Below are 18,490 nucleotides of genomic sequence, written 5' to 3'. Positions count from 1 at the left end.
AATAACGAAGGAGACAACATGATCCATTTACCCGGCTTGACGTTCGACCACGGCGAAGACATCGCCGCACTGCGCAGTGCGATCCAGGAATTCGCTGCCGCGGAGATCACCCCGCGCGCCGCCGAAATCGACCGCAGCGACCAGTTCCCGATGGACCTGTGGAAAAAAATGGGCGACCTCGGCCTGCTCGGCATCACGGCTGAAGAAGAATACGGCGGCAGCGGCATGGGTTATTTGGCGCACATCATCGCCATGGAAGAAATCTCGCGTGCCTCGGCTTCGGTCGGTCTGTCGTACGGCGCCCACTCGAACCTGTGCGTCAACCAGATCAAGCGCAACGGCAACGCCGAGCAAAAAGCCAAGTACCTGCCGAAGCTGATCTCGGGCGACCATATCGGCGCCCTGGCGATGTCGGAGCCGAACGCCGGGTCCGACGTGGTGAGCATGAAGCTGCGCGCCGAACTGAAGGGCGACCGCTGGGTCCTCAACGGCACCAAGATGTGGATTACCAACGGCCCCGATGCCGACGTGCTGGTGGTGTACGCCAAGACGGACCTGGAAGCCGGCGCGCGTGGCATGACCGCGTTCCTGATCGAAAAGAGCTTCAAGGGTTTCAGCGTGGCGCAAAAGCTGGACAAGCTCGGCATGCGCGGTTCGCACACTGGCGAACTGGTGTTCCAGGATTGCGAAGTGCCGGCGGAAAACGTGCTGGGCGGCCTGGGACAGGGCGTCAATGTACTGATGTCCGGCCTCGATTACGAACGCAGCGTCTTGTCCGGCGGCCCGCTTGGTATCATGCAGGCGTGCATGGATGTCGTCGTGCCCTACGTGCATGACCGCAAGCAGTTCGGCCAGTCCATCGGCGAATTCCAGCTGATGCAGGGCAAGCTGGCTGACATGTATTCGACCATGATGGCCTGCAAGGCTTATGTATATGCAGTAGGCCAGGCTTGCGACCGCGCCAAGACCCCGGCCGCGGCCCGTGCCTTGCGCAAGGATGCCGCCGGAGCGATCCTGTATTCGGCGGAAAAAGCCACCTGGATGGCTGGCGAAGCGATCCAGGCGCTGGGCGGCAACGGCTACATCAACGAATACCCGGTGGGACGCCTGTGGCGCGACGCCAAACTGTATGAAATCGGCGCCGGCACCAGCGAAATCCGCCGCATGCTGATCGGCCGCGAATTGTTTGCGGAAACCCGCTGATCAAATAAACGGTTTGTAGTCTTTTGATTTGATGGCACAATTGACAGAAACGCAACAGCGCCGGAACAACGAAACCACAGCGTCAGGAACATGACTTCACTGCATATCCACACCGCATTACTGCGACATCCGCAACTTTCCGTCGCGCTCGACAAGCAAGTTTTGCTGAAGATGGAAAACACCCAGCCGGCCGGCTCGTTCAAGCTGCGCGGCATAGGTTTGCTGTGCCAGCGCGCCGTCGCCGGCGGCGCCAGCCACCTGGTGTGCCCGTCGGGCGGCAATGCCGGCTTCGCGGCGGCGTTTGCCGGCGCGGCGCTGGACGTCAAGACCACCATCGTGGTGCCGCAGACCACCGCCGCGGAAGTCTGCCAGCGTATCCGCGATATCGGCGCCGAGGTGATCGTCCACGGCAGCGGCTGGGATGAAGCCAACCAGCTGGCGCTGCAGTTGTGCGAGCAGCCGGGCAGCATCTACATCCCGCCTTTCGATCACCCCGATATCTGGGATGGCAACGCCACCATGATCGACGAAGCGGTGCTGCAGGCGCGCGAGCTGGGCGTCGATTTCGATGTCGTCATCTGCTCGGTTGGCGGCGGCGGCCTGATGAGCGGCGTGCTGAGCGGCTTGCATCGCAACGGCTTGCCGCATATTCCCCTGATCGTCGCCGAAACCGAAGGCGCCGCGTCGCTGAATGCCGCCATGGCGGCCGGCGAACTGGTGACGCTGCCGGCGATCACCTCGATCGCCACTACCTTGGCCGCCAAGCGCGTGGCGGCGGAATGTTTCGCCTGGACCCAGCGCCATGAAGTGCACAGCGTCGTGGTTACGGACAAACAGGCGGTAAGCGCCACGCTGGCGTTTGCCGACCAGATGCGCACACTGGTGGAGCCGGCCTGCGGCGCAGCCCTGGCCGTCGCTTACGAAAAACTGCCGGCGCTGGCGCCATACCAGCGGCCATTGATCGTGGTGTGCGGCGGCATCGGCGTCAGCCTGTCGATGCTGGCTGGCTGGAAGGAGCGGTTCGCGCTGTGATCACGTCGGCCAACTTTCCGAAATTATTGTCGTCGCAGATCGCTTTCGATACTGCGCGCATGATATTGGACGGTTTCGACAAGCATTACCGCCTGTTCCGCGAAGCCAGCGTGCTGGCCAAGCAGCATTTCGAAAGCGCCGACTGGAAAACCGCGCAGCTCGCCGCGCGCGAGCGGATCGGCTTTTATGACGCGCGCGTGCATGAGTGCGTGCAGGCGCTGGAAGACGAATACGACCAGAGCGACCTGACCGACCAGGTCTGGCGTGAAGTGAAGCTGCATTACATCGGCATGCTGACCGACCACAAGCAGCCGGAGCTGGCCGAGACCTTCTTCAACTCGGTCTGCTGCAACATCCTGCACCGCACCTATTTCCATAACGATTTCATTTTCGTGCGGCCGGCGGTGTCGACCGAATACATCGACACCGACGAGGCCCTGCCCACTTACCGTGTGTATTACCCGGCCAAGGACGGTTTACATTACACGCTTAAGCGCCTGATCACCAATTTCCAGCTGCAGCGCCCGTTCGCCGACCTCGACCGCGACGTCGCGCTGGCCGAAGAGCGCATTGCGCAGGCGTTCGGCGCCAGCGCCACATCGCTGGAGCCGAATCACCAGATCCAGGTGCTGTCCAATCTGTTCTACCGCAACAAGGGCGCTTACGTGGTCGGCAAGATGATCAACGGTCCGCGCGAATATCCGTTCGTGGTGCCCATCCTGCATGACCGCAACGGCAAGCTGGTGCTCGATGCGGTGCTGTTCGACAGCAAGATACTGGCCATCCTGTTCTCTTTCACCCGCGCCTACTTCATGGTCGACATGGAGGTGCCGTCAGCTTATGTGCAGTTCTTGCGCAGCCTGCTGCCGAACAAGCCGCGCAGCGAGATCTACACCATCCTGGGTTTGCAAAAGCTGGGAAAAGCGCTGTTTTACCGCGATTTCCTGCGCCATCTGCGGCATTCGTCGGACCATTTTGAGATCGCCCCCGGTATCCGCGGGCTGGTGATGGTGGTGTTCGCCTTGCCCTCGTTTCCGTACGTGTTCAAGGTCATCAAGGATTATTTCCCGGCGCCCAAGGAAACCACCAATGCGCTGGTCAAGGAAAAATACCTGCTGGTCAAGCATCACGACCGCGTCGGCCGCATGGCCGATACCCTGGAATATTCCAGCGTGGCCTTTCCGCGCGCGCGTTTCGCCGACGAACTGCTGGCCGAGCTGAAACAAGTGGCGCCGTCGGTGGTCGAAGAAGACGGCGACGAAATCATCATCAAGCACCTGTATATCGAACGGCGCATGATGCCGCTGAATATCTATCTCAACAACGCTGAGCAAAACGATGACCAGGCGGCGCTGGAACATGGCATAACCGAATACGGCAACGCCATCAAGGAACTGGTCGCCGCGAATATCTTTCCGGGCGACATGCTGTACAAAAATTTTGGCGTGACGCGCCATAACCGTGTCGTGTTTTACGACTATGATGAGATTGAATACATTACCGACTGCAATTTCAGGACTATCCCGCAGCCGCGTAACGAGGAAGACGAGATGTCTGCCGAGCCCTGGTATTCCATCGCCAAGAACGATGTCTTTCCGGAACAATTCGGTGTATTTCTTCTCGGGAACCAGAACGTGAAAAAATACTTTATCAAGCACCATGCGGACTTGTTGACCCAGCAATATTGGCAACAACACAAGCAACACATACTTGAAGGACATTTCGACGACGTTTTTCCGTACCCGCAGGAATGCCGGTTTACCCATACGCAAAATTGATTCAACAGCAATGTAAACAGTAATTTAGGCAGTAACAACGCCGAACCGCTTTATTTTTAACCAACCAGGCAGCAAAGCCGCTCGCGGGAATCGCAACAGGAGGCGATACCGAAGTTGCTTACAAGTTGTCGTAATCTGGAGAAACAACATGAATGACCCAATCGTTATCGTCGGTGCAGCACGTACTCCAATGGGTGCGTTTCAGGGTGATTTTTCGTCATTGACCGCCAGCGACCTGGGCGCAGTGGCGATCAAGGCCGCCGTGGAGCGCGCCGGCCTGAAACCGGAGCAGGTCGATGCCGTGTTGTTCGGCAATGTGCTGCAAGCCGGCCAGGGCCAGGCGCCGGCGCGGCAGGCAGCCATCAAGGCCGGTTTGCCGGTATCGGCCACAGCCGCCACCATTTCCAAGGTATGCGGATCGGCGATGCAAGCCACCATGTTCGCGTTCGACGCCTTGCTGGCAGGGACCAATGAAGTAGTGGTCGCCGGCGGCATGGAATCGATGACCAATGCGCCTTATCTGCTGCCCAAGGGCCGCAGCGGCTACCGCGTCGGCCACGGCACGATCCTCGACCACATGATGCTGGACGGCCTGGAAGACGCTTATTCCAAGCTGGAAAACGGCGGCGGCCGTTCGATGGGCACATTCGGCGAAGAGTGCGCCGCCAAGTACCATTTCAGCCGCGCTGACCAGGATGCGTTTGCCATCGCCTCGGCGCAGCGCGCGCAGGCGGCAACCGCCGACGGCTCCTTCAAATGGGAAATCGCGCCGGTGACCGTCACCAGCCGCGCCGGCGAAGCCGTGATCGACAAGGATGAAGGCCCGCAAAAATCCAAGGTGGAAAAGATCCCTTCGCTGCGTCCTGCGTTCAAGAAAGACGGCACCATCACGGCCGCTTCGTCGTCCTCGATCAACGACGGCGCTGCTGCACTGGTGCTGATGCGCGAATCGACCGCCAAGAAACTCGGCTGCACGCCGATCGCGCGTATCGTCGGCCACGCCAGCCATTCGCAAGAGCCGGAATGGTTCACTACCGCACCGGTAGGCGCGATTGAAAAGCTGTACAAGAAAGTCGGCTGGAAGAACAGCGATGTCGACCTGTTCGAAGTCAACGAAGCGTTCGCCGTGGTGCCGATGGCTGTCATGAAAGAACACGACATCCCCCACAGCAAGATCAACGTTCACGGCGGCGCCTGTTCTCTCGGCCATCCTATCGGCGCATCCGGCGCGCGCATCATCGTCACGTTGCTGGGCGCCTTGAAAGCCAAGGGCGGCAAGCGCGGCGTGGCGTCGCTGTGCATCGGCGGCGGCGAAGGCACCGCGATTGCTGTCGAACTGGTCTGAGGGACGTAGGTCACCGCTAGCGCAGCACCGTAGCATGCAGTAAATGGATCAGCGTTTTTCCGTGGAATTTCCGCGGATTCACGCTGATCTTTGTTATTGATCCTGTTGAATTGCGATTTAAACAATTAAGGTGCAAAAAGATGGCTGCCGCAATTGATTTCTACTTCGATTTTTCCTCTCCGTATGGTTATTTCGCTGCTACCCATATTGATGAGCTGGCGGCAAAATACGAGCGCGATGTCGAATGGCATCCTATCCTGCTGGGCCCGGTATTCAAGACTACCGGCTCGGCGCCGCTGGCGCAGGTGCCGATCAAAGGCGACTACTCATTCCACGATTTCGAACGCAGCGCACGTTTCCACGGCATTCCCTACAAGCGTCCCGGCGCGTTCCCGATTTCCACCCAGGCGGCAGCGCGCGCCGTGCTGTGGGTGCGCGGCAAGCTAGGCGAAGACAAAGCCATCAAGTTCGCCAAGCAGATTTACAAAGCTTATTTTGTCGACGGCGTCAATATCGGCGAACCGATGCATTTGCTGGAAATCGGCCATCACAGCGGCATCGACACTACTGGCCTGAGCGACGGCATCAATAGCCAGCCTATCAAGAACCAGCTGAAGGCGGAGGTCGACCTGGCGATGGCGCGCGGCGTGTTCGGTTCGCCGTTCGTGATTGTCGACGGCGAATCGTTCTGGGGTTTCGACCGCTTCGACCAGCTCGAAGCATTCCTGAGGGATGGCAAGATTTGAAAGAGAAGGCAATTGAGTGTCCCTGCGGCGGCGGCGATTATGCGCAGTGCTGCGGCCGCTATCACAGCGGCGCAGAAACGGCGCCGACCGCGCTGGCGTTGATGCGTTCCCGCTACAGCGCTTATGTCATGGACAAGGGAGCGTACCTGCAGGCGACATGGCACCGCAGCACCCGCCCGCCCGAGCCGGTCGCCGCCGAGGCCGGGTTGAAGTGGCTGGGCCTGGAGGTGCGCAAGCATCAGGCCGAGGGCGACAGCGCGACGGTGGAATTCGTGGCGCGCTACAAGATCGACGGCCGTGCGCAGCGCTTGCACGAGATCAGCCGCTTTGTGCGCGAAAGCGAAACTGGAACAGAAAACCGGCCATGCTGGTTTTATGTCGATGGCAGTTTTCCGGAAAAATAAAAACCGCTACGGAAAACACCGGCAGCCATAACAGGAGACAAGATTATGAGACAACTGAATTCCAGCATCGATCGCGGCAGCCAGGATATGCCGCTGATCGAACAGACTATCGGCATTTTTTTCGATGAAATGGTGGAGCGGGTGGCCGCCAACGACGCACTGGTGTCGCGCCACCAGCAGGTCCGCCTCAGCTACCGGCAACTGCAAAGCCAGGCGCGGCAGCTGGCCAGCGCCATGCTCAAGCTTGACTTGGAGCCGGGCGACCGCATCGGCATCTGGTCGCACAACAATGCCGAGTGGCTGCTGACGCAACTGGCCACGGCCTATGCCGGCATCGTCCTGGTCAACATCAATCCGGCCTACCGGGTCAGCGAACTGGAGTACGCGCTCAACAATGTCGGCTGCAAGGCCCTGATTTCGATGACCAGCTTCAAGACCAGCGATTACCTGGAAATGATACGTGCGCTGGCGCCGGAGTTGCAGCACGCAGCACCGGGAGCATTGCAGGCGGCGCGTCTGCCGGCCCTGAAAACCGTGATCCAGCTTGGCCATGACGAGGCGCCGGGCATGTTGCGTTTCGCCGACCTGATCGCCAGCGGCGATGCCGCCGATCCGCGCCTGGCCGAGATCGGCGCGCGCCTGCAAGCCAGCGACCCGATCAACATCCAGTTCACCAGCGGCACCACCGGTTTTCCGAAGGGCGCGACGCTGACCCATCGCAACATCCTGAACAACGGTTTTTTCATCGGTGAGGCGATGAAGTTGACGGCGCAGGACCGGCTGTGCATCCCGGTGCCGCTATATCACTGCTTCGGCATGGTGCTCGGCAACCTGGCCTGCCTGACGCACGGCGCGACGATTGTCTATCCCAACGACGGCTTCGAGCCGCTGTCGGTGCTGCAGGCGGTGCAGGAAGAGCGCTGCACCGGCTTGCATGGCGTGCCCACCATGTTCATTTCCGAGCTGGACCATCCGCGTTTTGCCGAATTCGACCTGTCGACCCTGCGCACCGGCATCATGGCCGGTTCGCCGTGTCCGATCGAGGTGATGAAACGGGTAGTGCGCGACATGCACCTGGAACAGATCACGATTGCCTACGGCATGACCGAAACCAGCCCGGTCAGCTGCCAGAGCATGACCGATACGCCGCTGGAGAAACGCGTCTCCACCGTGGGCCAGGTACAGCCGCACCTGCAGGTGAAAATCGTCGATCCTGAATCGGGCGCGATCATGCCGATCGGCAGTTCCGGCGAACTGTGCACCCAGGGTTATTCGGTGATGCACGGTTATTGGGGCGATGAAGAAAAGACGCGTGAAGCGATCGACGATGAAGGCTGGATGCATACCGGCGACCTGGCGACCATGGATAGCGAAGGCTACGTGAATATCGTCGGCCGCATGAAAGACATGGTGATCCGCGGCGGCGAAAACATCTATCCGCGCGAGATCGAAGAATTCCTGTACCGCCATCCGGCGATCCAGGATGTGCAGGTGGTCGGTGTGCCGGACCGGAAATACGGCGAAGAACTGTGCGCCTGGATTATCCTGCGCCCCGGCCAGGTCGCGGACGAACAAGCCGTGCGCGATTTTTGCCAGGGCCAGATCGCCCACTACAAGGTGCCGCGCTACATCCGGTTTGTCGAGGTTTTCCCGATGACGGTGACCGGCAAGATCCAGAAATTCAAGATCCGTGAAGCGATGAAAGATGAGCTAAAGCTCAACGACATCCACACTGCGTAAAAATCGTTCCAAAAGAATGGTTCCAAAAACAAGAGACAAAGGACATCGCAATGCCCCAGTTAGAAAGCAAGCTGAATCCACGCAGCGAAGAATTCCAGCAAAACGCCAACGCGCTTAACCTGCTGGTCGACGACCTGCGCCAGAAAGTAGCGCAGATCGCCGAAGGCGGCGGCGAGGCCGCGCGCAACAAGCACGTGGCGCGCGGCAAGCTGCTGCCGCGCGAACGGGTGCAGATGCTGCTCGATCCCGGCACGCCGTTCATGGAATTTTCCCAGCTGGCGGCGTATCACGTCTACAAGGACAAGGATGGCAGCGACGCCGCGCCCGCCGCCGGCGTGATTACCGGCATCGGCCGCATCGCCGGCCAGGAATGCGTGGTGGTCTGCAATGACGCCACCGTCAAGGGCGGAACCTACTATCCGCTCAGCGTCAAGAAGCATTTGCGGGCGCAGGAAATCGCCGAACAGAACAACCTGCCTTGCATCTACCTGGTCGACAGCGGCGGCGCCAACCTGCCCAACCAGGACGAAGTTTTTCCGGACCGCGACCATTTCGGCCGCATCTTCTACAATCAGGCCAACCTGTCGGCCAAGGGCATTCCGCAGATCGCCGTGGTGATGGGCTCGTGCACCGCCGGCGGCGCTTATGTGCCGGCGATGAGCGACGAGTCGATCATCGTCAAGAACCAGGGCACGATTTTCCTGGCGGGGCCGCCGCTGGTGAAAGCCGCGACGGGAGAAGTAGTGAGCGCCGAAGACCTGGGCGGCGGCGATGTCCACACTCGCTTGTCCGGCGTGGCCGACCACTTGGCGCAGAACGACATGCACGCGCTGTCGCTGGCGCGCACCATCGTCTCCAACCTGAACCGCCAGAAACCGCCAGGGCCGCTGCTGCGCCCGGTGGCCGAACCCAAATACTCGGCCCAGGAACTGTACGGCGTGATCCCGCTCGATACGCGCAAGCCCTTCGATGTACGCGAAGTGATCGCGCGCATCGTCGACGGCAGCGAATTCGACGAATTCAAGGCGCGTTACGGCACTACGCTGATCTGCGGTTTCGCCCATATCTACGGCATGCCGGTCGGCATCGTCGCCAACAACGGCATCCTGTTTTCGGAAGCGGCGCTGAAAGGCACGCATTTCATCGAACTCTGCTCGCAGCGCAAGATCCCGCTGGTATTCCTGCAGAACATCACCGGCTTCATGGTCGGCCGCCGCTACGAAAACGAGGGCATCGCCCGCAACGGCGCCAAGATGGTGACCGCGGTGGCGACCACCGCGGTGCCCAAGCTGACCGTCATCATCGGCGGCAGCTTCGGCGCCGGCAACTACGGCATGTGCGGCCGCGCCTATTCGCCGCGCTTCCTGTGGATGTGGCCGAATGCGCGCATCTCGGTGATGGGCGGCGAGCAGGCCGCCGGCGTGCTGGCCACTGTCAAGCGCGACGGCATCGAAGGCAAGGGCGGCAGCTGGAGCGCGGAGGAAGAGGAAGCTTTCAAGAAACCGATCCGTGATCAGTACGAACACCAGGGCCATCCGTATTACGCTTCCGCGCGCTTGTGGGACGACGGCGTGATCGATCCGGCCGATACCCGCAAAGTGCTGGGACTGGGTTTGAGTGCAGCCCTGAACGCACCGATCGCGGAAACCAGGTTCGGTGTGTTCCGGATGTAAATGCATTACCAACAGGGATAAGAAAACAATAATGAACAAATTCTCCAAAGCGCATTGCCTGACCCTGGCGCTTGCCTGCATGTTTATGTGCTGGCAAGGCGCGGCGCAAGGCCGCAACACCAGGCTGATATTGCCGGTCAGCGAGGTAATGCCGAAAAACACAGCTGCGCAGGCGAGCCAGGATCCGGCTGAAGCGAGCGACGAGGGCGACATGGTGATCATCTTCGGTGCGGCAGCTGTGCCTGAAGGCATGAAATTCGTGGGAGAGGAAATCCTGGCCAGAGGTGAAATCCAGCCCAGTTTCAAGCACGGTTACGAGGACGAAGTAGTCTGCCGCCGGGCTTTCAAACGGGCGATGGCCAATCTGGTGCTGCAGGCGCGCAGCAGAGGAAGCAACGCGGCGGTCGGCATTGTCAGCTACTACAACCATGTCAATGTCATGGACAGCCCCACCGAGTTTGAATGCCATGCCGGAGCGACGCGGGCAGTGGTGGATCTGAAGGCGAAGCTGGCCAGGATAGAGGGTTTGAACAATACAGCCGCGGCGCCAAAGCAGGATTGATTGGCCGCAGGCCGGAATGGCTCAACTGGAGCGATGGGAAATGACGGACAGATTTATGGAGCACTCATGAAATTGCGGACGCATTATGTGCTGGCCTGCTGCCTGTGCGCAGCGGCCTGGTCCGGCCATGCCGCGGAGCAGGTTCAGCCGTTGGCGCAGGATCTCAATGAAGCGGTGAGCCGCCTGCCTGTGACTGTCAAGAACCTGTACGGCCGCAGCGTCAACGGCAATCTCATCGTGACGCAATTCAAGCCTGCCGGCGCTGGACCGTTTCCAATCGTCATCATCAATCATGGCCGCGGCAGCGATCGTTCCACGCCCGGACGTTTCCGCTACACCCAGCAAGCGCGTTTCTTCACCGAACGCGGGTTTGCCGTGTTTGTGCCGACCCGGCTAGGTTACGGCGATACCGGCGTCGAGCCTGATCCGGAAGACAGCGGCGGCTGCCGTGACAAAGATTACGCACCGATGGCGGAGGCTGCCAGCAATGAAGTGCTGGCGGTGCTGGCGTATGCCAAGCAGCAGCCGTACGTCAATCCTGAGCGGGTGCTGCTGGTCGGCCAGTCAGTGGGCGGTTATACAACTACCGCCACCGCCGCCAAGATGCCCCAGGGCCTGGTGGCGGCGATCAATTTTGCCGGCGGCTCCGGCGGCGATCCCGAGACGCATCCCGGCGTGCCGTGCCAGGGCGCCAAGCTGGAAAGCATGTACGCGCAATTCGGCAAGACCGCCAAGGTGCCGATGCTGTGGATATATACCGAAAACGATCTGTATTTCGGCCCGCAATACAGCCAGGCCTGGTATGCAGCGTTCAACAAGGCCGGCGGCCAGGCCGAATTCAAGCTGCTGCCGCCGTTCGCCAAGAACGGCCACATGCTGTTTGTATCCGGCCTGAACATCTGGGAACCGCTGGTGGCCGAGTTCCTGGGACGGAACGGATTTCCTGCGGAGCCATTGACCAAATGATGCAACAATATTTTGCAACGCTGGCCCGCTATCACGTCTGGGCTACCGACCAATTGCTGGCCCATATCAAGGCCGTCAACGAGGCTGAATATCGTCAGGATCGTGGATTGTATTTTGGCTCAGTGCACGGCACGCTCAACCATATGCTGGTAGGCGAGCGTCACTGGTACGCGCGTATTGCCGACGGCGTCTCGTTGAAGATGGCGCTGGACGTCGAACTGGAAAGCGAGCGCGATGCACTAGCTGCGGCTTTGCGGGAGGCGGCCGGTCGCTGGGAAAAATGGCTGACAGACCATCCGGTGCAAACTTTTGATCGCGATCTGCATTACAACAGAGCCTCCGGCGTAGCGGCCGTGGCGCCATTTGCGCCAGTTCTAGGGCATGTATTCAATCATGGGACTCACCACCGCGGTCAACTTACTGCGGCTTTGACCGGGATGGGCCATGCGTGCCCGGAACTCGATCTCATTTACTGGACCGTCGCTATGCGACAAGCGGAGACGAACAAGTGACTTATCAAACTTTGGCAATACAGCATGCACCCCAGATAGCGACCATCGTCCTCAACCGGCCCGATGTGCGCAATGCCTTTAATGAAACCATGATCGCCGAAATCACCCACGCCTTTGCCGAACTGGGCAGCGCCGCCGAGGTGAGGGCGATTGTGCTGGCCGCCAATGGCGCGGCGTTCTGCGCCGGCGGCGATTTGAATTGGATGAAGGCGATGGCAGACTACACGCCGGAGCAGAACCGCGCCGACGCCGCACTGCTGGCGACCATGCTGCGCACCATTTACCAATGTCCCAAGCCGGTGATCGCCAAGGTGCAGGGCGACTGTTACGCCGGCGGCCTGGGCCTGGTGGCAGCCTGCGATATCGTGGCGGCGGTGGATACGGCGCAGTTCTGCCTGTCGGAAGTAAAGATAGGCCTGATCCCGGCGACCATCTCGCCCTACGTCATCAAGGCAATCGGCGAGTCGGCTGCACGCCGCTATTTCATTACCGCCGAACGGTTTTCCGCCGCAACCGGCGAAAAGCTGGGCCTGGTGCATGAAGTAGCGGCAGCGGAGAAACTGGATGAAAGCGTGGCTGTGCTGCTCAAGGCCTTGCTGGCGGCCAGCCCTAACGCCGTCACCGAGGCCAAGCGCCTGGTGCGGGCGGTTGCGGGCCAGCCGCTGACGGCAGTACTGATCGCCGACACCGTGGAAGAAATCGCCAAAATCCGCGCTTCCGCCGAAGGCCGGGAGGGCGTGCGCGCCTTCCTGGAGAAGCGCAAACCGTCCTGGCTGCAGTGATTGCGGCGCGATCACATACAATCACGTCCTTGCTGAACGATTTTGCCAAAGTAAGCGCAGGAAAAAGATATTAAATGATTAACGAAGATTTTTTGAACAACCCGTACCCCGCCTACCACGCCCTGCGTGCCGCGGGTGCGCTGCACTGGAGCCCCGAGTTCTGTGGCGGCGCCTGGCTGCTGACCGGCCATGCCGATGTCGCCAGCGTGCTGCGTGATCCGCGTTTCTCGGTGCGCCGTGCTGGCGGCTGGGCCAACAGCAGCGGCCCGGAAGCATTGACCGAACTGCGTGAGTTCAAGCGCATTTTTTCGCGCTCGCTGCTGTTCGTGGACGCGCCGCAGCACACACGCTTGCGCCAGGTCATGAATGCTGGCTTCAAACCGTCGGCATTGCAGGAACTGGGACCGCAGATCCAGGATATCGTCGACCGCCTGCTGGACCAGGTGCTGGCCAAGGCTGCTGGCGCCGCGCCGGGGCAGTTTGCCGAATTCGACTTTATGCGCGACTTCGCCCGCCCCCTGCCGGCGCTGGTGATTGCCGGCATGCTCGGCATCGCCGCCGAAGACCGCAGCGAATTCGTCGCCTGGTCCGACGATATCGCAGCTTTCATCGGCAGCCCGACGCCGACCCTGGAAATCGCCCGCGCGGCCCAGGCCAGCCTGGTCGCCATGAACGAATATTTCCGCCAGCTGCTGCCGCAGCGCCGGGCCGCACTCGGCGACGACCTGATGAGCCAGCTGATACGCGCCGAAGCCAGCGGCGGCATCATCACCACCAAGGAACTGCTGGCGCAGTGCTGCACGCTGCTGTTCGCCGGCCATGAAACCACACGCAACCTGCTGGGCAACGGCATGCTGGCGCTGCTGCAGCATCCGCAACAATGGCAAGCCTTGCAGGACACGCCGGCGCTGCTGCCGTCAGCCCTGAAGGAACTGCTGCGCTTCGACAGCCCGGTGCAGTACACCGGGCGTCGCCTCAAGGTCGATGTCGAGATGCATGGCCAGCGGATGAAAAAGGGCGACCTGGTGATCCCGCTGATCGGCGCAGCCAACCGCGATCCAGCCAAATTCACCGATCCGGACCGGCTCGATATCCAGCGCAACCAGGGCGCCCACCTGTCCTTCGGTTACGGCCCGCATGTCTGCATTGGCGCCACGCTGACCTACCTGGAAGCGGAAATCGCCATGCGCAGCGTGATGCAGCGTTTGCCGCAGCTGCGGCTGGCTGGCGCGACCCAATCCTGGGGCGGCAATGCGGTGTACCGCAGCCTGAACCAGCTGCCGCTGCAATTCGCTCGGCCGGCGGCGACTGCGCACGTAAAACCAGCGGAAGTGCTGTATGCCTGATCTGCTAACGGAAATCCGCGATCAGCTGGCAGCGCTGCAAGAGCAGAAGTTGCTGCGCAAGCGGCGTATCGTCGACGGGCCGCAAGGGCCGCTGCTGGACGCCGAGGGCCGGCAATACCTGGCTTTTTGCAGCAACGATTATCTCGGCTTGGCGAACCACCCGGCCCTGCGTGCCGCGGCGCAGGCCGGGCTCGACCAATACGGCGTCGGCGCCAGCGCGTCGGCCCTGATCAGCGGCCATACCAGCGTGGTCGAAGAACTGGAACTGGCGCTGGCGGCATTCACCGGCATGCCGCGCGCCCTGCATTTTTCGACCGGCTACATGGCCAACATGGGCGCCATCCCGGCGCTGGTCGGCCCTGGAGATGTCGTCTTCTCGGACCGGCTCAACCATGCTTGCCTGATAGACGGCGCACGTTTGTCGGGCGCGCAGTTCCGCGTCTATCCGCATGCCGATGTGGCAAGGCTGGAGCAGCTTCTGGCCAAGAGCGAGCACCCGCGCAAGCTGGTCGTCACCGATGCGGTGTTCAGCATGGACGGCGATATCGCGCCCTTGCCGGAATTGCTGGCGCTGTGTGAAAAATACGATGCCTGGCTGCTGGTCGACGACGCCCACGGTTTTGGCGTGCTGGGTCCGCAAGGACGCGGCAGCCTGGCGCATTTCGGTTTGCAGTCGCAGCGCATCCTGTACATGGGAACCCTGGGCAAGGCTGCGGGCGTGGCCGGCGCTTTTATCGCCGGCGATGCGCTGCTGATCGAATGGCTGCTGCAGCGGGCGCGCACCTATGTGTTTACTACCGCCAGCCCGCCCATGCTGGCCAGCGCCTTGCTGGCGGCGGTCAGGCTGATGCAGGAGGAAGACTGGCGCCAGCAGCATTTGCGCGTATTGATTGCCCGTTTGCGCAGCGGACTGGCCAGCTTGCCATGGCCTTTGCTGCCATCCGAGACGCCGGTGCAGGCGTTGATCGTCGAAGATAACCAGTTGGCGCTGGACCTGATGGCGGGCTTGCGCGAGCAGGGCATCTGGGTGCCGGCGATCCGGCCGCCGACCGTGCCGAAGGGCACGGCCCGCCTGCGCATATCGCTGTCGGCGGCGCACAGCATCGAACAAGTGGATCAGTTGATCAACGCATTGCATGCGTTGGCCGAAAATCATGCAGACGCGGATTCGCGACGCATAGCGAGGAGTACAGTTGAGTAATGTAACAAATAAGGCGGCCATATCCGCAGCACGGCCGGGCCTGGTCCAGCGCAGCCTGGACAGCGTCTGGCATCCATGCACCCAGATGCAGCACCACGAATCGGTGCCGCTGATCGCGGTCAGCCGCGGCCGCGGCGCCTGGCTGTATGATACCGACGGCAAACGCTACCTGGACGGCATCAGTTCCTGGTGGGTCAACCTGTTCGGCCACGCCAACCCGCGCATCAATGCCGCACTGAAGGACCAGCTCGACCAATTGGAACATGCGATGCTGGCCGGTTTCACGCATGAACCGGTAGTGCAGCTGTCGGAGCAGCTGGCGGCACGCACCGGCAATGTGCTGGGCCATTGTTTCTACGCGTCGGATGGCGCTTCGGCGGTAGAGATCGCCCTGAAGATGAGTTTCCATGCCTGGCGCAACGCCGGTTATACCGACAAGCAGGAATTCGTTTGCCTGAAAGGCAGTTATCACGGCGAAACCATAGGCGCGCTGGCGGTTACCGACGTGCCCTTGTTCCGCGACGCCTATGGCCCCTTGCTGCGGCAGGCGCATGTGGTGGCTTCACCCGATGCACGCGGTGCGCGTGACGGCGAGAGCGCCGCCGACGTCGCCTTGCGCGCCGCCGCCACGCTGGAAAAACTGCTGCAGCAGCGCTCCAGCCATATCGCCGCCATCATCATCGAGCCGCTGGTGCAATGCGCCACCGGCATGGCGATGCACGATCCGGTTTACCTGCGTGAGCTGCGCGCATTGTGCGACCGTTACAAAGTCCATCTGATCTTTGACGAAATTGCCGTCGGCTGCGGTCGTACCGGCACCTTTTTTGCGTCCGAACAGGCTGCCGCCCCCGGAGAGCAGGCAGTCTGGCCGGATTTCCTATGCCTGTCGAAAGGCATCAGCGGCGGTTACCTGCCGTTGTCGCTGGTGATGACGCGCGACGAAATCTACCGCGCCTTCTACGACAACGACCTGGCGCGCGGTTTCCTTCATTCGCATTCCTACACCGGCAATCCGCTGGCCTGTCGCGCTGCGCTGGCGACGCTGGCGATTTTCGAGGAAGACGACGTCATCAACGCCAACCGCGAGCGCGCCCAACGCATCACGGCAGCGCTGGCGCCCTTGGCGCAGCATCCGCAAGTGCGCCATTTCCGCCAGCGCGGCATGATCTGGGCTTTTGATGCGGTGATCGACAACAAGGCCCTGGCCGCGACTTTCTCGCGCCGTTTTTTCACCAGCGCGATAGAGCATGAACTGCTGCTGCGGCCGATAGGCAAGACGGTGTATCTGATGCCGCCGTATATCCTGGACGACCAGGAAATCGATTTGCTGGCAGCCCGCACCGCCGCCGTTTTCGAAAGCGTGATCGGCCATGAGTAAGGTAATCGCCAATACACCAAAGGCTGCCTGGTTCATCGCCGGCACCGACACCGAAATCGGCAAGACGCTGATCGCTGGCGCTCTGCTGCACGGGCTGACAAAAACGGGCGTGCGCAGCGCCGGCATGAAACCGGTTGCCGCCGGCGCAGAACTGCGCGACGGCGCCTGGCACAACGACGATGCCGATGTCTTGGCAGCGGAAGCCAGCGTGCCGTTGCCGCAGGAACTGACCACGCCGTTCCTGTTGCGCCAGGCTACCGCGCCGCATATCGCCGCAGAGCAGGAACAGCGGACGATAGAACTGGCGCATATCCTTTCCTGTTATCAGCAGATCGCAGCGCTGGCCGATGCCGTGGTAGTCGAAGGCGTCGGCGGCTTCCGCGTGCCGCTCAACGATACCCACGATACCGCCGACCTGGCGCAGCAGCTCGGCTTGCCGGTGGTGCTGGTGGTGGGTTTGCGGCTGGGCTGCATCAGCCACGCGTTGTTGACGGCAGAAGCGATTGCCGCACGCGGCTTGCGCCTGGCCGGCTGGGTCGCCAATACGGTCGACGCCGCCATGCTTAACGCCGACGCCAATATCGCGGCACTCAAAAGCCGCATCGATGCCCCATTTCTAGGTCATGTGCCGCGCATGGACGAGCTGCCCGCCAGGGCGCTGGTCGAAGCTGCGGCCAGCCATCTGGATTTTTCACGTTTGCCGGATTGGCCGAGGCCATCCGCAGCCAACCTTATTTAACCGTATTCCCTCAACACAAAGGAAGTCAGATCATGTCATCGCAACCAATTACATTCCAGCCAGCCGCCAAACCTATGGTGCTGCCAGCCGACGCCAAATGGCCGGTGCAAACCGTGCTCGACCTGTTCAACCTGCCGTTCAACGAACTGATGTTCAAGGCGCAGCAAGTCCACCGCGAAAACTTCGATCCTAACGAAGTCGAACTGGCGACCCTGCTGTCGATCAAGACCGGCGGCTGCCCGGAAGATTGCGGCTACTGCCCGCAGGCAGCGCGTTACGACACCGGCGTCGCCGCACAAAAGATCCTGCCGCTGGACACCGTGCTGGAAGCGGCGCGCCAAGCCAAGGCGCACGGCGCCACCCGTTTCTGCATGGGCGCCGCATGGCGCGAACCGAAGGACCGCGACCTGGAAAAGGTCGAAGAAATGGTGCGCGAAGTCAAGGCGCTCGGCCTGGAAACCTGCGCAACGCTGGGCATGCTGGGCGAAGGCCAGGCTGAACGCCTGAAAGGCGCCGGCCTCGACTACTACAACCACAACCTCGATACTGCGCCGGAAATCTACGGCGACATCATCACTACCCGCGATTACCAGAACCGCCTCGATACGCTCGACAGCGTGCGCGGCGCCGGCATCAAGGTCTGCTGCGGCGGCATCGTCGGCATGGGCGAATCGCGCCTGCAGCGCGCCGGCCTGGTGGCGCAGCTGGCGAACCTGGAGCCGTATCCTGAATCGGTGCCGGTGAATAACCTGGTGCAGGTCGAAGGCACGCCGCTGCACGGCATCGACCCGATCGACCTGTTCGAATTCGTGCGTACCGTGGCGGTGGCCCGCATCACCATGCCGAAAGCGCGGGTGCGTTTGTCCGCCGGCCGCCGGCAGATGGGCGAGGCGATCCAGTCGCTGTGTTTCCTGGCCGGCGCCAATTCGATTTTCTATGGCGACAAGCTGCTTACCACCGGCAATCCGGAAGTGGAAGAAGACCGCGCCTTGCTGGAAAAACTCGGCATGCACTCGCGTTCATCGGCATTCGATGCGCGTTGCGAAGTCACCGCCGACAGCAACACCCAGCCACAATAAAACC

General features: G+C 61.3%; 17 protein-coding genes. All 17 read left to right on the top strand.

Annotated elements, in window-relative coordinates; genetic code table 11:
• Positions 1-18: 18 nt before the first annotated feature.
• Positions 19-1,203 carry an isovaleryl-CoA dehydrogenase gene (locus CFter6_RS23755; RefSeq protein WP_014008242.1) on the top strand — a complete coding sequence of 395 codons (1,185 nt, stop codon included), beginning with the start codon at positions 19-21 and terminating at the stop codon, positions 1,201-1,203.
• Positions 1,204-1,293: 90 nt separating this feature from the next.
• Entirely contained in the window at positions 1,294-2,235 is a 942-nt protein-coding gene (locus CFter6_RS23750; protein WP_061541993.1) for a pyridoxal-phosphate dependent enzyme, read from the top strand.
• The gene (gene aceK / locus CFter6_RS23745) at positions 2,235-4,013 is read left to right on the top strand and encodes a bifunctional isocitrate dehydrogenase kinase/phosphatase (protein WP_082815061.1); all 1,779 of its coding nucleotides are present in this window, start codon (positions 2,235-2,237) and stop codon (positions 4,011-4,013) included. Before CFter6_RS23750 ends, aceK begins: the two co-directional genes overlap by 1 nt.
• A 148-nt stretch (positions 4,014-4,161) precedes the next feature.
• Positions 4,162-5,358: an acetyl-CoA C-acetyltransferase gene (locus tag CFter6_RS23740; protein ID WP_061541992.1), complete on the top strand. Its 1,197-nt coding sequence runs from the start codon at positions 4,162-4,164 to the stop codon at positions 5,356-5,358.
• 140 nt (positions 5,359-5,498) lie between these two features.
• Positions 5,499-6,104 carry a 2-hydroxychromene-2-carboxylate isomerase gene (locus tag CFter6_RS23735; protein ID WP_061541991.1) on the top strand — a complete coding sequence of 202 codons (606 nt, stop codon included), beginning with the start codon at positions 5,499-5,501 and terminating at the stop codon, positions 6,102-6,104.
• Positions 6,101-6,508 carry a YchJ family protein gene (locus tag CFter6_RS23730; RefSeq protein WP_061541990.1) on the top strand — a complete coding sequence of 136 codons (408 nt, stop codon included), beginning with the start codon at positions 6,101-6,103 and terminating at the stop codon, positions 6,506-6,508. The genes CFter6_RS23735 and CFter6_RS23730 overlap by 4 nt, the downstream gene beginning before the upstream one ends.
• Positions 6,509-6,553: 45 nt before the next feature.
• Positions 6,554-8,248, top strand: a complete 1,695-nt coding sequence (locus CFter6_RS23725; RefSeq protein WP_061541989.1) for an AMP-binding protein — start codon at positions 6,554-6,556, stop codon at positions 8,246-8,248.
• A gap of 50 nt (positions 8,249-8,298) precedes the next feature.
• Positions 8,299-9,921: a carboxyl transferase domain-containing protein gene (locus CFter6_RS23720; protein ID WP_061541988.1), complete on the top strand. Its 1,623-nt coding sequence runs from the start codon at positions 8,299-8,301 to the stop codon at positions 9,919-9,921.
• Positions 9,922-9,952: 31 nt separating this feature from the next.
• Complete coding sequence (locus CFter6_RS23715) at positions 9,953-10,483, top strand: hypothetical protein (RefSeq protein WP_061541987.1); 531 nt, start codon at positions 9,953-9,955, stop codon at positions 10,481-10,483.
• 66 nt (positions 10,484-10,549) lie between these two features.
• A complete protein-coding gene (locus tag CFter6_RS23710; protein WP_236904463.1) occupies positions 10,550-11,449 on the top strand; it encodes an alpha/beta hydrolase family protein in 900 nt (299 codons plus the stop codon).
• Positions 11,446-11,961, top strand: a complete 516-nt coding sequence (locus tag CFter6_RS23705) for a DinB family protein (RefSeq protein WP_150118848.1) — start codon at positions 11,446-11,448, stop codon at positions 11,959-11,961. The genes CFter6_RS23710 and CFter6_RS23705 overlap by 4 nt, the downstream gene beginning before the upstream one ends.
• Entirely contained in the window at positions 11,958-12,743 is a 786-nt protein-coding gene (locus CFter6_RS23700) for an enoyl-CoA hydratase/isomerase family protein (protein WP_061541986.1), read from the top strand. Before CFter6_RS23705 ends, CFter6_RS23700 begins: the two co-directional genes overlap by 4 nt.
• Positions 12,744-12,817: 74 nt before the next feature.
• Complete coding sequence (locus CFter6_RS23695; protein ID WP_061541985.1) at positions 12,818-14,089, top strand: cytochrome P450; 1,272 nt, start codon at positions 12,818-12,820, stop codon at positions 14,087-14,089.
• On the top strand, positions 14,082-15,290 hold the full coding sequence (bioF, locus tag CFter6_RS23690) for an 8-amino-7-oxononanoate synthase (protein WP_061541984.1): 1,209 nt from the start codon (positions 14,082-14,084) through the stop codon (positions 15,288-15,290). The genes CFter6_RS23695 and bioF overlap by 8 nt, the downstream gene beginning before the upstream one ends.
• Positions 15,283-16,668: an adenosylmethionine--8-amino-7-oxononanoate transaminase gene (gene bioA / locus CFter6_RS23685; RefSeq protein ID WP_061541983.1), complete on the top strand. Its 1,386-nt coding sequence runs from the start codon at positions 15,283-15,285 to the stop codon at positions 16,666-16,668. Before bioF ends, bioA begins: the two co-directional genes overlap by 8 nt.
• Positions 16,661-17,407 (top strand): dethiobiotin synthase, encoded by a 747-nt coding sequence (gene bioD, locus CFter6_RS23680; protein ID WP_061541982.1) that lies wholly within the window; start codon positions 16,661-16,663, stop codon positions 17,405-17,407. The genes bioA and bioD overlap by 8 nt, the downstream gene beginning before the upstream one ends.
• Positions 17,408-17,439: 32 nt before the next feature.
• Entirely contained in the window at positions 17,440-18,486 is a 1,047-nt protein-coding gene (bioB, locus tag CFter6_RS23675; protein ID WP_061541981.1) for a biotin synthase BioB, read from the top strand.
• Positions 18,487-18,490: the final 4 nt, after the last annotated feature.

It is taken from the genome of Collimonas fungivorans (assembly GCF_001584145.1).
GTDB classification, from domain to species: domain Bacteria; phylum Pseudomonadota; class Gammaproteobacteria; order Burkholderiales; family Burkholderiaceae_D; genus Collimonas; species Collimonas fungivorans.
This window is presented reverse-complemented; position numbering and strand designations above follow the sequence as displayed.

Bases quoted from the DNA above. Each gene is read 5' to 3' on its own strand.
- CFter6_RS23755 (WP_014008242.1), top strand. From the start codon at position 19: ATGATCCATTTACCCGGCTTGACGTTCGACCACGGCGAAGACATCGCC.
- CFter6_RS23750 (WP_061541993.1), top strand. From the start codon at position 1,294: ATGACTTCACTGCATATCCACACCGCATTACTGCGACATCCGCAACTT.
- CFter6_RS23740 (WP_061541992.1), top strand. From the start codon at position 4,162: ATGAATGACCCAATCGTTATCGTCGGTGCAGCACGTACTCCAATGGGT.
- CFter6_RS23735 (WP_061541991.1), top strand. From the start codon at position 5,499: ATGGCTGCCGCAATTGATTTCTACTTCGATTTTTCCTCTCCGTATGGT.
- CFter6_RS23725 (WP_061541989.1), top strand. From the start codon at position 6,554: ATGAGACAACTGAATTCCAGCATCGATCGCGGCAGCCAGGATATGCCG.
- CFter6_RS23720 (WP_061541988.1), top strand. From the start codon at position 8,299: ATGCCCCAGTTAGAAAGCAAGCTGAATCCACGCAGCGAAGAATTCCAG.
- CFter6_RS23715 (WP_061541987.1), top strand. From the start codon at position 9,953: ATGAACAAATTCTCCAAAGCGCATTGCCTGACCCTGGCGCTTGCCTGC.
- CFter6_RS23710 (WP_236904463.1), top strand. From the start codon at position 10,550: ATGAAATTGCGGACGCATTATGTGCTGGCCTGCTGCCTGTGCGCAGCG.
- CFter6_RS23705 (WP_150118848.1), top strand. From the start codon at position 11,446: ATGATGCAACAATATTTTGCAACGCTGGCCCGCTATCACGTCTGGGCT.
- CFter6_RS23695 (WP_061541985.1), top strand. From the start codon at position 12,818: ATGATTAACGAAGATTTTTTGAACAACCCGTACCCCGCCTACCACGCC.
- bioF (WP_061541984.1), top strand. From the start codon at position 14,082: ATGCCTGATCTGCTAACGGAAATCCGCGATCAGCTGGCAGCGCTGCAA.
- bioD (WP_061541982.1), top strand. From the start codon at position 16,661: ATGAGTAAGGTAATCGCCAATACACCAAAGGCTGCCTGGTTCATCGCC.
- bioB (WP_061541981.1), top strand. From the start codon at position 17,440: ATGTCATCGCAACCAATTACATTCCAGCCAGCCGCCAAACCTATGGTG.